Source organism: Paenibacillus periandrae, from assembly GCF_022458865.1.
Taxonomy (GTDB): Bacteria; Bacillota; Bacilli; order Paenibacillales; family NBRC-103111; genus Paenibacillus_S; species Paenibacillus_S periandrae.
Genome location: NZ_JAJNMU010000010.1, coordinates 185,752 through 200,440 on the forward strand (window position 1 = coordinate 185,752; position 14,689 = coordinate 200,440).

At 44.4% G+C, this 14,689-nt stretch carries 12 protein-coding genes; all 12 read right to left on the reverse strand.

All coding sequences use genetic code 11. The annotated features are described in order from the left end of the window. Positions 1 to 8 precede the first annotated feature (8 nt). The 12 genes from LRL21_RS18315 to LRL21_RS18370 all read right to left on the reverse strand — a co-directional run bounded on the left by LRL21_RS18315 (position 9) and on the right by LRL21_RS18370 (position 14,668). On the reverse strand, positions 9 to 791 hold the full coding sequence (locus LRL21_RS18315) for a 2-keto-4-pentenoate hydratase (protein ID WP_240417243.1): 783 nt from the start codon (positions 789 to 791) through the stop codon (positions 9 to 11). Between the two features lie 21 nt (positions 792 to 812). Then, the gene (locus LRL21_RS18320) at positions 813 to 2,273 is read right to left on the reverse strand and encodes an aldehyde dehydrogenase (RefSeq protein WP_275900786.1); all 1,461 of its coding nucleotides are present in this window, start codon (positions 2,271 to 2,273) and stop codon (positions 813 to 815) included. A 198-nt stretch (positions 2,274 to 2,471) separates the two neighbouring features. Beyond that, positions 2,472 to 3,875 (reverse strand): NAD-dependent malic enzyme, encoded by a 1,404-nt coding sequence (locus LRL21_RS18325; protein ID WP_240417354.1) that lies wholly within the window; start codon positions 3,873 to 3,875, stop codon positions 2,472 to 2,474. A gap of 27 nt (positions 3,876 to 3,902) precedes the next feature. Beyond that, positions 3,903 to 5,831: a XylR N-terminal domain-containing protein gene (locus LRL21_RS18330; protein WP_240417244.1), complete on the reverse strand. Its 1,929-nt coding sequence runs from the start codon at positions 5,829 to 5,831 to the stop codon at positions 3,903 to 3,905. A 65-nt stretch (positions 5,832 to 5,896) separates the two neighbouring features. Next, positions 5,897 to 6,196 (reverse strand): hypothetical protein, encoded by a 300-nt coding sequence (locus LRL21_RS18335; protein ID WP_240417245.1) that lies wholly within the window; start codon positions 6,194 to 6,196, stop codon positions 5,897 to 5,899. Between the two features lie 152 nt (positions 6,197 to 6,348). After that, positions 6,349 to 7,230: a carbohydrate ABC transporter permease gene (locus LRL21_RS18340; RefSeq protein WP_240417246.1), complete on the reverse strand. Its 882-nt coding sequence runs from the start codon at positions 7,228 to 7,230 to the stop codon at positions 6,349 to 6,351. A 13-nt stretch (positions 7,231 to 7,243) separates the two neighbouring features. Continuing rightward, entirely contained in the window at positions 7,244 to 8,179 is a 936-nt protein-coding gene (locus tag LRL21_RS18345; protein ID WP_420832463.1) for an ABC transporter permease, read from the reverse strand. Positions 8,180 to 8,285: 106 nt separating this feature from the next. Further along, positions 8,286 to 9,920: an extracellular solute-binding protein gene (locus LRL21_RS18350; protein WP_240417247.1), complete on the reverse strand. Its 1,635-nt coding sequence runs from the start codon at positions 9,918 to 9,920 to the stop codon at positions 8,286 to 8,288. Positions 9,921 to 9,941: 21 nt separating this feature from the next. Further along, positions 9,942 to 10,799, reverse strand: coding sequence for a sugar phosphate isomerase/epimerase family protein (locus LRL21_RS18355; protein ID WP_240417248.1), 858 nt, complete (start codon positions 10,797 to 10,799; stop codon positions 9,942 to 9,944). Between the two features lie 272 nt (positions 10,800 to 11,071). Next, positions 11,072 to 11,215: a hypothetical protein gene (locus tag LRL21_RS18360; protein ID WP_240417249.1), complete on the reverse strand. Its 144-nt coding sequence runs from the start codon at positions 11,213 to 11,215 to the stop codon at positions 11,072 to 11,074. A 35-nt stretch (positions 11,216 to 11,250) separates the two neighbouring features. Further along, a complete protein-coding gene (locus LRL21_RS18365; RefSeq protein WP_240417250.1) occupies positions 11,251 to 12,864 on the reverse strand; it encodes a helix-turn-helix domain-containing protein in 1,614 nt (537 codons plus the stop codon). Further along, positions 12,857 to 14,668, reverse strand: coding sequence for a cache domain-containing sensor histidine kinase (locus tag LRL21_RS18370; RefSeq protein ID WP_240417251.1), 1,812 nt, complete (start codon positions 14,666 to 14,668; stop codon positions 12,857 to 12,859). Before LRL21_RS18370 ends, LRL21_RS18365 begins: the two co-directional genes overlap by 8 nt. Positions 14,669 to 14,689 lie beyond the last annotated feature (21 nt).

A 14,689-nucleotide genomic window follows, 5' to 3' on the forward strand; every position in this document is an offset into this window, starting at 1 on the left:
TGTGTTGTTTAATCCTGAAAGCTTACGCTTACTTCACCCAGGTGCGCAAACCGCGCAGTAAAATGGTCACCAGGCTCAGCACTTACAGCTGCTGACAACGCCCCGGATAAAATCACCTCGCCCGCCTTCAACGAAATGCCAAACTCGAATAATTTGTTTGCAAGCCAAGCTACACAGACCGCAGGATTACCAAGAGCTGCAGCGCCTACGCCCGTGTTGACGATCTCCCCATTCTTAACAAATACCATTCCGATTTGAGGCAAATCCACATTACTTAACCTTATAGGCTTCCCACCGAGTACATATAATCCAGAGGATGCATTATCCGCAACGGTATCGGGCAGCTTGATCTTCCAATCCGCAATCCGGCTGTCGACAATTTCCAACGCAGGCAGCACATAATCAGTTGCAAGCCATACATCGAGCGTTGTTACCCTTGGACCTGCCAAATCATGCTTCAATACAAAAGCAATTTCAGCCTCTACCTTTGGCTGCAGCAATCGTGAAGCAGAGATCACGCCCCCATTTTCAATAACCATATCGTCCAGCAGGTGCCCATAATCCGGCTGATCCACTTTCAACAGCTGCTGCATCGCCAAGGAGGTCAAGCCTATTTTTTTACCGACAATGGCAGCACCTGCTTTTACTTTTTTCTCAATTTGAATAAGCTGCACCTGATAAGCCTGCTCAATGGTTAAGTCTGGATCAAGGGTAGTCAGTGCCTCCACACCTTTGCGCTGAGAAATGGCTTGCTCCAAATGTGCCGCATACGTAATAGCCTTGTTCGTCATACAGTTTATACCTCCTCTCATCTAGAGCTTGATACAAATATTTTTTAACTCGGAATAAAATTCAAAGCTGTGCAAGCCGCCCTCACGACCGATACCGCTTTGCTTCACACCTCCAAAAGGCGTCCGTAAATCGCGAAGAAACCAGGTGTTCACCCACACGATACCCGCTTCGATCTGGCCTGCTACGCGATGGGCACGTCGTAGATCATTCGTCCATACTGTAGCGCTAAGTCCATATTGGGTATCATTGACTTGATCCAGAAGGTCATCCTCCGAGTCAAATGGAATCACGGTAACGACGGGGCCAAATATTTCCTCTTGAACAACACGACAGTCCCGGTTCAATCCGGTTATAATGGTAGGCTCCAAATAATAGCCCTTATCCAGCCCTTCCGGACGTTTGCCTCCAAGCAGGATCGTTCCGCCTTCTTCGACCGCCAGCTCGATGTACCCCATTACCCGCTCATAGTGCTCTTCACTAATCAACGCACCAACCTTGGTAGTGGGCTCGAACGGATCTCCAACAACCAATTCTCTGGACTTGGCTACGAACTTATCCAAAAATCCCTGATACGCGGACCGTTCCACATAAATTCTCGAACCGCACAAACAAACCTCGCCTTGATTAATAAAACTGGATTTCAATGTCGTCTCAATCACTTCATCCATATTGGAATCAGCAAAGATAATATTCGGGTTTTTGCCGCCAAGCTCGTAGGATAATCGCTTCAACGTCTTGGAGGCGGAAGCCATGATTACTTTACCTGTCGAGGTTTCGCCGGTAAAGCTGATTGCGTTTACATCCGGGTGCTCGACTAAAGCAGCTCCTGCAGAGTTGGGACCAAATCCATGCACCAGATTGACCACACCGTCAGGAATGCCGGCATCACGACAAATCTCGGCTAGCACAGTCGCTGTCATCGGTGTAAGCTCAGCAGGTTTCATCACGACCGTATTACCGGCAGCGAGTGCAGGTGCAAGCTTCCATGTTAGGAGCAGCAGTGGCAAATTCCATGGATTGATCAGTCCGATTACACCTAATGGGCTTCTTACTGCATAGTTCAACGCGATGTTATCCATCTGGGTTGTTTCGGTTGTGATTGTACGGATGTAATCAGAGAAAAAATGAAAATTATACGCAGAACGCGGAATATCTATGCTTCCTGAAAGCCAGATGGGTTTGCCCGTGTCCATTGATTCCAAGGCTGCAAGCTGATCTTGTCTGGCAAGAATCAGATCGCCAACCTTACGTAGAATTGCGACGCGTTCATTGGCGCCCATTTTCATCCAGGGTCCTTTAAGCGCTTTCTTGGCAGCCTTAACAGCAAGATGAATCTCAGCAGCTCCACCCTCTGCTACAGTTCCTAATACTTGCTCTGTTGATGGATTTATGTTGTCGAATGTTTTTCCATCAAGTGAAGATACGAATTGACCATTAATGAAATGCAGACAATCCACAGGCTTGAATTGAGTTGGCTCCAAGCTAATACTCCCTTTCTGAAGCGATTTTAAGTAACAATCACAGCCATACAACCACAGTCTACGATAAGACGGCGACTTCTTTTGTATAGTGCTTTACATATTTATTGATTTTTGTTATTTGATGCTTGCAATAGCTCAAAACAAGCTTAGTCAACACCGCTCCCGGTTGTGTGACTAAGCTTGTTAACTGCATTTTCATTATCTGAAATCAGGAGGGATACGTCTTGCTGTTCCCGTTAAAATGGCCGTTTCAATCACGGCCTGTCGCACCTTGGACACAACAAGCTCATTGAATATACTCGGAATGATATATTGCTCATTCAGCTCATTATCCGATACAACAGCAGCTATCGCGCGAGCCGCCGCAAGCTTCATCGGTTCATTGATGCGTTGGGCCCGACAATCCAGCGCACCTCGGAATATACCTGGGAATACAAGTACATTGTTAATTTGGTTCGGGTAATCGCTCCGGCCTGTAGCAAACACACGAACATGCGGGATCGCCTCTTCTGGAGCGATCTCCGGATTAGGGTTGGCCATTGCAAATACGATACTGCCGGGATTCATACGTTTCACGTCCTCTGCGTGCAGCAGCCCTCCTCTTGAGACACCAATGAACACATCCGTATCCGGGATAACCTCCTGAAGCGTGCCCGGATTCGCTTCCACCTGCGGCTGCTCGGCCAGCCACTGCCACATCGGATGCTCATAACGTCCTCCATACCAGATAGCACCTTCTTTATCCACGGGGATCAGCCGTTTTACACCTGCTGCAAGCAGCATTTTACATATCGATACCCCTGCCGCACCTATGCCATTTACCACAACACGAATCCGATCGATTCGCTTGCCAGTCACCTTCAGAGCATTAAATAATCCGGCCATCACCACAATTGCCGTACCGTGCTGATCGTCATGAAACACAGGAATGTCCAGCTCCTGATCTAATCTGGCCTCGATCTCAAAGCAGCGCGGAGAGCTGATGTCCTCCAGATTAATTCCGCCGAATATGGGGCTCATGGCCTTCACGGTACGGATGATCTCCTCTGTATCCTTCGTATCCAGGCAAATCGGGAAAGCATCCACATCCGCCAATTGCTTGAACAGCATCGCTTTGCCTTCCATAACAGGAGCAGCGGCATGAGCCCCGATGTCGCCCAGTCCTAACACGGCTGTACCATCCGTCACGACAGCAACGGTGTTCCTTTTTATCGTTAACGAATAGGCTTTGAGCGGATCTTCATGGATGGCCGTGCAGACACGTGCGACACCCGGTGTGTAAGCCCTAGATAAATCATCTCGATTTTTAATGGGTACGGTTGGCTGGATCGATATTTTGCCACCAAGATGCATCAGGAAGGTACGGTCTGAAATATTGATGACCTTGATTCCGGCATGCTGCTTCAGCATCTCGACAATATATGGTTCTGCCGAATCGTTCACATCCACCGTCACATCGCGGATCGATGTCTCCTGACCCGGGCGAATCACATCAATTGAAGTGATATCCCCTCCGGCTTTGCCTATAACAGAAGCCACATCACCAAAGGTTGCTTCTGCATGATTAATTTCCAAACGTATAATAATGCTGTTCGTTGCCATTTTCATGATCCTTCCTCACGCTGATTATTAACTCCATTTTTCCAGTACCGAATCTATTTCCAAAGCCATTTGAAGATGAAATCGAGCGGATGATTCGCCAAATTCGATATTAAACACTTCTTTCATTCGATGCAGCCGATAACGCATACCGCTTATGGAAATATGAAGTGCTCGCGACGTTCGATAGAGGTTGCATTCATTTTCCAAATAGTAGTAAATTGTTTTTAAAAGCTCGGTTGAATGCTTGAGATCATATTGTTTAATAGGACCGAGCACATGATTGGCGAACTTCTCTAGCTCCTCCGGTTTACGTGCATCCAGCATAATCGACAGGAAACCAAGCTCAGAAGCAAAGACGACGGACGATTGTTCTTTTTTCAAAGCTGCGATTTCCAACGACTTATTGGCTTCCTTGTAGCCATAATGAATCTTTTCCACGTCCTCACACAAGCTGCTTATACCCAAAGTAATATGCAAATTATCGGTTACATGCTTTAATTGAGTAACGAGCTGCTTCCCGTAAGCCTTGATTTTCATTTGGTTTATGCCCAAATAGGCGTCCGGGATAAGAACAGCAACCTGATCAAGCTTCGTGGAAAGCAGCACTGTCAATCCATGCTGCTTCAGCTGAGTGGTCAAAAACTGTATTATTTTATGGGTCCCATCGCTTAATACCTCGTGATCGACCGAGCTTGCCTGCTTGCTTTTTAATTTAACGACCATCACATAGTGAGGCTGGTTGATATCATACCCCAGGTATGCGTATCGTGTAAGATCCATCGACTCTTGAAAGGGCTTGGTCAGCAGCTCATCCAGCAATTGCCCTATTAGTCGCTGCTCAGTTTCTAATGCCGTCTGCTCATTCAGCACTTGAATAGCACAGGCATTCGACGCTTGTTCGAGCAAAACCTGTTCAAGATCTCCAAAGGGCTCTCTATTGTTAATCAATGAAATATAGCCAAACAACTGGCGCCGCAGCATGATAGGCGTAACCAGGCGATATTGAACTGAGCTCTCTGCGTCACGAACCTGGAATTGTGCGGTGTTCAGCTCTTTCAGCAGCTTGGTTGGTTTCGCATGTTGATTCACGTGATCCCGCTTTTTATCGTGGGCCAATAGTGTTTTTAATGAAACGGTTGGCGTCTCCCCGTAGGCGGCCATCCTGTTGAAGTGCTGATTTTCGATGATAACCCCACAGGCAAGGCTTTTTCCCAAGGTTGTGACCAGAGCCTCAAAACCCTTGCCTTGTAAAATGATTTTCGTTAAGTTTTGGCTAATGGCCGAGACACGTTTTTCAACCTCTCTTTGCGCTTCGATCCGTTTGTACGCACGATCCAGCTCATTAGCCAGATCGGCCTGCTCGTAATTCATCATAGGATCGTTATGATCATGATGCTGCTGCTCCCATTCTTCCACGGTTTTACCGACGTATTTGCAGTGTAGATCACCTTTGCCGATGCACTCAACTTCCTTAAACATAACTTTTTTCCCCATAATGGCACTGCAGTAGCCGCTGGCATAACCTGCGAGGAAGAAACAGACCGACTCATGGTGGACAGGAAAATTATTCAGATACTGCTTGCCTTCATAAGAGTCGTACCAGTACCCTTCAACATTAAAAATGCCTGCAGGCTTATCGATCGTTGAGCTTTCCAGCACGGAGCGCACCCGTCCAGACAAGCTATGCATTTGTTGACCGGCAAAAATCCAATCCAATTCGTTCTCCCACGGAAACAAATCTTTAAAAACCTCAGCCTCATGCAGCCCGCAATTCCACCCATATCGCATCAAAAACCGTTTGGCTCTTTCAATACCCAGTGCAACAATCAAATCCCTGCCCAATAATCCCCAAGCTACGGCGCTGGAAATAATCATCCGATGCTCATTCAAGAAACCGCCGCCATCTTTTTCAGGTAGAGTGATTAAATCAAGGAGCGTTAAATCCTTTGCTTTCACGGTGATTACCTCCTTAGAAATTTGCATAGCAAAATTCATTTCGTGAAGCAGCTATTGAGTGTTGGTTAGATCTGATTTGTTTGGAAATAGCTGTTGAGAGCGTCGACAAGCCCGCCATGGCCAAACTTCAATGTAGAGATTCCTGTACGTATTCCCGCCTTGTTAAGCGAAAATTGGAAAAAGTCCAGCATAGTCTCTCTCCTTTGTACAATATCCACTTTTCCCTGATTGAACATATATAGTTCAATCGTATTGAATACACCCCGATTAATTCCATAATGCTCCAGGCAGTGCTGTTGAAATAACAGATTAGGCAAATCGCAATGCTTACTTGCTGTTTTTTTCGTAGCCGTTCCGGAATTCATAATCGGATCCTCCTTCTTTACTAACCATCATAATTAAAATAGCTTGGCTTACCTACTCTTAATCCGACACATTTTGCCGTTTTTACGACTGCATCACAATAAACGGATGCCAGTAACCCGACATCCGTTATCTGTGCTCAGCGATTTCCTGCTTATCCCTTTAGTGCGCCGATCATGACACCTTTAACAAAATATTTTTGTACTAACGGATACAAACACAGGATCGGTACACTGGCGACCATAATTGTCGCGTATTTGATTGTTTCTCCTACCTGGTATCGATTCGACGTGTCCACACCTTGCGACATATTATCTGTTGAGTTGGCAATTAGAATCTCCCGCAATATAAGTTGAAGAGGAAATAACTCGCGGTCTTTTAAGAAGATTGATGCAAAAAACCACCCGTTCCATTTTTCTACAGCGTAATACAAAATCATAACCGCAATAACCGGCATAGAGAGTGGGATAATAATTTTAGCTAAGATAACAAAATGATTAGCTCCATCTATTTTGGCCGACTCCTCCAGGCTTTCGGGCACACTCATAAACGCAGTCCTCATAATAATTAAATTAAACGTATTAATCGCAAAAGGAATAATAACCGCCCATAATGAATTAAGCAGGCCAATATTTTTAACGGTCAGGTAGAGTGGAATTAAACCGCCATGGAAAAACATCGTAAATATAATGATCATAACAAACAACTTGTTCCACATAACGTTTTTTCTTGAAAGCACATAAGCACCAAGTGACGTTATCGCCAGATTGATGAGAACACCCGCAAATACGAGAATGATCGTATTTCGGTACCCAGTTAAAATGCTCGTATTGCTGATTACACTTTTATAGGCTTCCAAGCTAAAGCCTAATGGCTTCCATAGAATGCCTGTGTGCTGTACCAGCCGGCCTCCGTCGCTCAGAGAAGCAAATAACACGTATAGCAGCGGATATAACGTAACGATGACGAGCAATATGAGAACGATGTGTATCGTCCAGTAAAATAGCTTGTCTACCCAACCTTGATTCGTGTCCATTGATGGCGCCCCTTTACCATAAGCTGTTTTGGCTTATTCTTCTGCTGAGATAATTGGCTGTGATCAATAAGATCAAATTGATTAAGGAATTAAAGATCCCGACCGCTGCACTGTAGCTCCATCCAAACTCCAGCAATCCTTTTCTGTATACGAAGGAGGAGATGACGTCTGCTGTTTCATAGGTCACAGGGGTATACAGCAATATAATCTTCTCAAACCCTACGTTCAATAAATTGCCAATCCGAAGAATAAACATAATCGCAACGGTGGGCATGATGCCGGGCAATGTAATATGCATCATCTGTTTCCAACGATTGGCCCCGTCCATACGGGCTGCTTCATATTGTTCTTGATCGATCCCCATAAGCGCCGCTATATAAATAATGGATTCCCAGCCCATTTTTTGCCAAATTTCCGATAGAACATAGATGGAACGGAACATATCCGGCTTCTGCAGCAAGGCCATTCCATCATACCCCAGATACATGAGGAGGCTGTTGACGATACCTCCGCTGTTCGTAAAGTCCGTGATCATCCCGCAGATGACAACAAGCGATATGAAATAAGGCATGTACGTAATGGTTTGAACTGTACGTTTAAATATTTGATTCCTTACCTCATTAATGAGCAGCGCCAAAATAATCGGTGTCGGAAACTCAAACAATAAGGTGTACAAGCTGATAACAATCGTGTTTTTCAAAATACGCCAAAAGTAATAGCTATTGAAAAAGGATTTAAAATTGGCAAGGCCCACCCATTCGCTGCCGATAATCCCTTTCATCGGACTGTATTCTTTAAATGCAATGATCGCCCCATACATCGGAGCATAATGAAATATAATATAATAGACGAGAACCGGAATCATCATTACATATAAATATTTGTTCAAACGAAAATCCTTACTGAATCTTCGAATGAACGTTGTCTTTGGCTCAGCAGATGATGTCATCGGCTTATGCGTAAGTGTCTTGGCCATTCTCATACCCCTCATTCCCAAGCTATTCGTAAGCTGAACATATCGGGAGAACCGCGACGAATCCCCCGATATGCTTAATTTAGCGTTTATTATATCGATCCAAGGCGTTCTTTTGAATTTCAATAGCGCGATCCAACCGAATGGATTTCATTTTTTCCACATATTTATCGAAATTACTGACCGGCTCGTTACCAAGGATGAATTTCAAGGTCATTTCATCAACTAGTGTATTCATATCCGTCATGATTTTGGCCATTTCTGTGCTTTCTTCAGGTGTCGCTGTAGCAGGAGGGAACCGGTACTTGTCCATATCCGTTTCCCGCCATATTTTCAAGGCCTCCTGCTGGCTTGGATAGGACAGGTATTGTTCGGTGTAACGTCTGTCCTGAATAAATGGGCCGCTGGAAGGAGATCTCATATATAAGGATAAAGCTTGTGCCGGAGATAATTTATCCGGATTTTTCATAACCAGATCGGTGTATTTCGGATAACCGTTCTCCATCTTGTAGCTGACGCCCTCCGTGCCGAAATTGTGGAACATTTTCCCTTCCTCGCCATAACCGTAGTCGAGAAGCTTGACAGCCAATTCAACATTTTTTGTTGTCGCTGAAATGACTACCATACCACCCTGATAATAAAAAGGGAGATCCTTTTGCCCAAATTTAGGTCGGTCACCTTTATTCAAAACCGGATACGGGGTTGGAACCAGACTGGCCTTGGCGTCCTTCGCCTCCAGCATCGGCAGCCATCTGCCCATGTCTCTTCCGGCAATTGCAACAGAGGCGCCAGTCGCATTATTGGCAATGTTCGCATCCAGGATTTTGGCATCGACGGTTGCTATGTTCTTATCCAACAGGCCCTCTGCGTACCAATCATGAAATAAGGCAAGGAAGTCCTTGTACCCTTTTTCAGCGGGGCCAAATTTCACTTGGCCATCCTCTACAAAGAAATTTCGGGTGACGCCGAATGCCCCTACAAAACCTCCATTGTTAAGATCATTGAAAACCCTCGGCTTGCTGTACAGAGATAACGGAGCCGCCGCTCCTTTCTTTTCTTTAAAAGCTCTAAGTACAGTTGTCCACTCACTAATCGTAGTAGGAACCGGTAAACCAAGCTCATCCAGCCAATCCTTACGAACGACCGGTCCTTGGTAAACAGTTTGCAGAGGATCGGCTCTAATAAAAGGAAAGCTGTAATAGCTGCCGCTATCCGTTTTCACCATCTTATCAATTTCCGGGTTTTCTTTTAAAAATTTCTTGAAATTAGGCGCATATTTGTCGATGGCATCATTTAATCTTAAAATGTAACCATCCTTGATCGCTTTTTCCGGTCCTCCCGGAAAGCTAAAGAAGTCGTATTCCATCATATCCGGTAAATCGCCGGAAGCCAGTATTACGTTAAGCGCCTCTTTTGCCTGATTGGTGGGTGGTTCTATGAATTTTAATGAAACACCGGTTCTTTTTTGCCATTCCTGGTAAAATGGTACATCGGCATGAGTCGGTTTGACGCCAACCAAGGTACTGATAAGCTCGCCCCAGTAGGTGAGCGTTTTATCTGTTTGGATCGGGTAGGTGGTCACGCCTTTGGGCACATTATCGGTATTGGATTTCATATCCGATGATGTTTGTGGTGTTGAATTCGAGCAAGCCATTACCAATGTTCCCATCATGGTTGTCACCATGAGTGCAGCCGTGATTTTCATCCTGTTTTTCATTTACATGACCCCCTTTAATATTTACGTATTCAACAAACGAACCATGTTGTTGTAGCTAACCTGTATGCTTTCGATTTCTTCCTTGTCCGTCATATCCTGTTCTACAAAAACATACTTGACCCCGGTTTGCCGCATGGCAGCGAACAAAGACCTGATATCCATGATTCCTTCGCCTGTCTCCGTAAACTGATCGCTTTTTTGGGTTTGAAGCATTTCATGAAGTGTAATATTGGCTTCCTTACCAAAATAATCGTACCAGTTGACAGGGTGGGCAGCAGCGGGCAAATCCTTTTGGTGAGTCATGTCGCAGCGATCGCCAAGCTTGAATAACCATTCAACCGGATCAACGCCGCCTCGCAGTGCCCAATACGTATCAAGCTCAAATTTGACCAGTTCTTTATCCGTGTTTTCCAGCAATACATCCATTATCGTTTTATTCTGCTCATCAATGACTTTGAACTCCTGAAAATGGTTGTGATAATAAAAATCGATGCCATGCTTCCTACAAATTTCACCGTATCCATTAAGTGTTTTGGCAAAATCGAGCGTACTTTGCTTATCTGTAAAATATCCCATAGGCAAGAGAATTCCTGTGCTGCCCAATTCCTGGCTAAAAGCAATCAAGCGATCCCAATCCGTATGAGCGTCAAGTCTTGCATGAATGTTCACAAGCTTCATGCCTAAGCGTTGGACCAGCTTATTGATTTCGTCAGCGCTCAAAGTACCGGCAACATGCGTAAGGCCATCCTTTGTGGCTGTAACGCGTGTAAGCTGAAGATGCTTATACCCGATTTCAGCGATTTTTTCAAAGGTTCCTACGTTGTCCTTCTCCAGTGCATTTCTTACAGAAAATAGCATCAAACCAAACTGTAGACTCATTTGGAAAGCCTCCTACATAGTTTTTGATTACCTTATTACTATTACATAGACGCATGGAGCCGCACATCGAACAAATTTAACAAAATCGAAACATTCTTTTCTCCTCATTTCATAAAAAAACAGCCGTGCCGCATGCCTGTGTAAGCAGCGGTGGCTGTTCAAGTAGATCGCTTCATCCTAATGTTGACGGGATTGCTCCCATTTTCCTTTTAAATATGATAAACTTGCACGCAGCTCCTGCTCTAAATGAGCTACCTTACATTCCGCAGAGATCATACCCGTGTATCCAGCGGTTCTTTCTCTTCATCCATATGATAGAAATCAGCCAATACCGAGCATTCAATAAAAGCATAGCCTGCCTGATGGACCGTTTCAGCATCCTCAATCTCCGCACACCAACCCATTAAATTTCCCATGCCTATCCCACCGATCTGTTGGATTGTAGTTCGTCCTATAATTGTTTACGGAACTCAAGCGGTGACATGCCGCTAAAAGCCCGAAACAATTTAATGAAATAGCTGGTATGCTCATACCCCAGCATTCCCGCTATTTGTTCCACACATAAATTAGAATTTTCAAGCAGCTCGACAGCATGCTCCAGCTTTTGTTTGTTAACAAACTCAATGAAGGTTTCTCCGGTTTCTTTTTTGAAGATTCGGCTAAAATGTGTTGAATTCATCTGCAGTCGGGCCGCCATCTCCTCCATACTTATTTTCTCACTGAGATGGGTTTTTACATATCGCTGAGCTTCGGCAATTTCTCTTCGATTAATGACGGTCGCACCGCGAATTTTGCGAAAAAATAACATTTTATTGATTAGGAATTGTTGGAACCAATCGTCCAAGTGAGACAACGTGTCCAATTCATACAATGAAGCATACAACGCCTCTGTGTTATAGTTGGTCACGAAATTGTGCATAACGGTAAATTTAAGCTCCAGATCCATAATAATTTTTAAAAACCAGCTCCTGACGGCATCGGCCGGATACATAGAGCTTCGTATGTAGGCAACCCACTTCTTTCTTACAGACTCCGCCTTCAACTCGTCTTCAAGCATAATGACATGGCGAAAATCATGCAGTGCCTCCGAGTAATGCGCAAACAAATCTTGACTGGAAGTTGAAAACGTGTGGACCTTGGATATAGTGCCTTCTTCTGTATAAAATCGAAGATCTTTCATATTCAAGAGCATTTGGATTTGCTTTTTTAATTCCACTATCGTTGTACATGGTTTTTCAAAAAAGAACGAGCTGCTTATTTTCAAAAATCTCATCAGTGACGTCTGAATATGATGGAGCTGGATTCTCATCTCTTCAAATCCATTCACTTTAATCGTTGACGGAAACGGAAACAGCAATAGAAATTGCTTTGGATCGATCTGAAAAAATAGAGTACCTGTTGACTCCAGCAGCTCGTTCAAGGCATTATCCAACACATTACTAAGGGTATGGCCGCTGCGAAACCTTGTCGTTTCCAAAAGCATATACCGATCAATAGCACAGATGACAGGCATATAGGCCGTACCTTTGTCCAAATGTATGCCAAAGACCGTGGCTTTATCCAACCAATCAGCTTCATCCATAACAGGCTGTTCAATCAAACTGACTATAAAATTGGATTTCATCGTTGAGAAGCTTCGTTCCATATCAATTTGAAGCTTGCTTTGACTTTGTTGAACGATTTCCTCTTGCGTTAGCAGCTCAACAAGCTGTCGTAAGATGAGAATAAGCTGCTCTGGCCTAAGACTCTCTTTAAGCACATATTCATTAACACGAAGCTTAACGGCACGCTGCGCATATGGGAAATCTTCATGACAGGACAAAATGACCGTCTTGATTCCAGGCTTCCTGGCACGGAGCTCCTCGATTAGATCAAGCCCATTCATATTGGGCATACCGATGTCCGTGATCAAAATATCAGGAAGCTGCTCCTGGCTTTTCTCAAGGGCTTCGCACCCGTCCGCGCATACGGCCATCAACTCGAGCTGCAAATCACCCCAAGGAATCATTTGGGATAAAAAATCAAGCACCTGCACATGATCATCCGCCACAAGGACTTTATGCATAGTTGGGGTCCTCCAATGAAATCGGAATGTATAAGGAAACCGTAGTCCCTTGACCTGGCTTACTTAAAATTTGCATTTTAAATGGATCACCGTATATCATCTTGAGTCGATCATATACATTTGAAAGCCCTACCCCCGTCAAGCCTTTCGTGCTCGCCTTCTTGGGTCCATCGACCAATTGCATTTTGCCAAGCATAAATCTCTCTTGCAATCCGGCAAGCACCTCGGCGCTCATTCCGCTTCCATTATCACGTATTGAAATCAAAAGCATACGATTCATTTTCTCTGCAAAAACGCTAATTCGTCCCCCAACCTGAGGAAGCCCATGCTTATAAGCATTTTCAATTAACGGCTGCAGGATAAACCTCGGAACCAACTCCAGAAGAACTTCCGAATCCTCCATATCAAACACCGCTTCGGCAGGCACTCGTATCGTGAAATTCATGAGATCCATATACTGCCTGACCATGGCAATTTCGGAATGAAGCGGCACCATTTCGCCGTTATTGGATATTGTCGCTCTAAGCAACAGCGTTAAAGAACCAACAATCCCAGCGCTCTCCTCATCCTTCTTCACGATCAGATGCATACGAATCGAATTCAGAATGTTAAAGAGAAAATGAGGATTAATTTGCGCTTTCAGCAGTTCAAATTCGGTTTGCCGCTTCAGCTCCTGTTCAACTTGAATCTGTCGGATCATTTCCTTAATTCGATCCAGCATATGATCAAATGAACGACCGAGACGGCCAACTTCGTCATAGCCGGTAATTCCAGAGCGGACATCCATAATACCAATTTCAACCTTGCCAGCAATACGCCCCAGCTTGACAATAGGCTCAGTAAATTGGCGAATGAATACAAGAAGAATCATAACGAAAAACACAAAGAACACAATTTGCAGCCAAAGATTGGATTGGTAAATCGCATTAAGCTTGTCCGTAGCTTGCTTATAGGGAATAATACTTGCTATTTCCCAGTCAGAATAACGCAGCGGAATCGTCACGAATAGCTGCTCCTGATCATGGATGCGAATCGTATCAGACGATGTTCTATTACTAATGCCTGTGACCAAGTTGAAATTTTTGCCGAGCAAGGCCGGGTTGATTTGTGAAATAATCGTCTTATTATCATCCAGCAGATAAAGGCTTTGTGTGTTGATAACGCCTCCAAATAAGGAATTAAAATTGGACTCATTATAGCTTACGATGAGAATCGCATATGGTTCAGCAGCAGCGTTCAGCAGTGTCCGTGCAATCGTTATCACATACTTTCCGCTTCCATCTCTGCTTTTCAAATAATTGGGCTGCAAGCCGATAAATTTAGTCTCAAATGCTGAAAGTGAATATAACTGCTTGAACCACGGTTGTTCCAGGAATAGAGAGGGAGTAAAGTCATCAAAGGAGTAGTTTGTGAAAAACCGGCCATCCGGTACTGCAAGCGTGATATACATGCCCGATTTATCAGCTGTAAGCTGCTCTAGTTTCCCGCTGATCATCCGCCCCATCTTCACTGACATATTATCTTTGGTTGTGGTCATCAGAGTGGTTTTGATATCCGAATCGAATTGAATCGAATTAGAGACGGTGATCATCGTAGTCATCAGGTTATTCATATTATTTTGTATAATTTTGAGAGATTCCAGCGAGTTGGTATAGGTTTGTTCTTTAATGATGTTTTTGGAAGAATAGCTTGTCAGGTATAGCATTATACATGCGGGCACAACCAGACATACCAAGGAAGTCAATATGAGCTTTTGTCTCAAGCTTATTTTTTGAACAATCCGGTTCAATCGATACGCTTTCATAGAGTCCTCCCCATCGAACAG

Coding starts and splice junctions, on each gene's coding strand:
- LRL21_RS18315 (WP_240417243.1), bottom strand. CDS start 791: ATGACGAACAAGGCTATTACGTATGCGGCACATTTGGAGCAAGCCATT.
- LRL21_RS18325 (WP_240417354.1), bottom strand. CDS start 3,875: ATGGCAACGAACAGCATTATTATACGTTTGGAAATTAATCATGCAGAA.
- LRL21_RS18335 (WP_240417245.1), bottom strand. CDS start 6,196: ATGAATTCCGGAACGGCTACGAAAAAAACAGCAAGTAAGCATTGCGAT.
- LRL21_RS18340 (WP_240417246.1), bottom strand. CDS start 7,230: ATGGACACGAATCAAGGTTGGGTAGACAAGCTATTTTACTGGACGATA.
- LRL21_RS18345 (WP_420832463.1), bottom strand. CDS start 8,179: ATGACATCATCTGCTGAGCCAAAGACAACGTTCATTCGAAGATTCAGT.
- LRL21_RS18350 (WP_240417247.1), bottom strand. CDS start 9,920: ATGAAAAACAGGATGAAAATCACGGCTGCACTCATGGTGACAACCATG.
- LRL21_RS18355 (WP_240417248.1), bottom strand. CDS start 10,799: ATGAGTCTACAGTTTGGTTTGATGCTATTTTCTGTAAGAAATGCACTG.
- LRL21_RS18360 (WP_240417249.1), bottom strand. CDS start 11,215: ATGGGAAATTTAATGGGTTGGTGTGCGGAGATTGAGGATGCTGAAACG.
- LRL21_RS18365 (WP_240417250.1), bottom strand. CDS start 12,864: ATGCATAAAGTCCTTGTGGCGGATGATCATGTGCAGGTGCTTGATTTT.
- LRL21_RS18370 (WP_240417251.1), bottom strand. CDS start 14,668: ATGAAAGCGTATCGATTGAACCGGATTGTTCAAAAAATAAGCTTGAGA.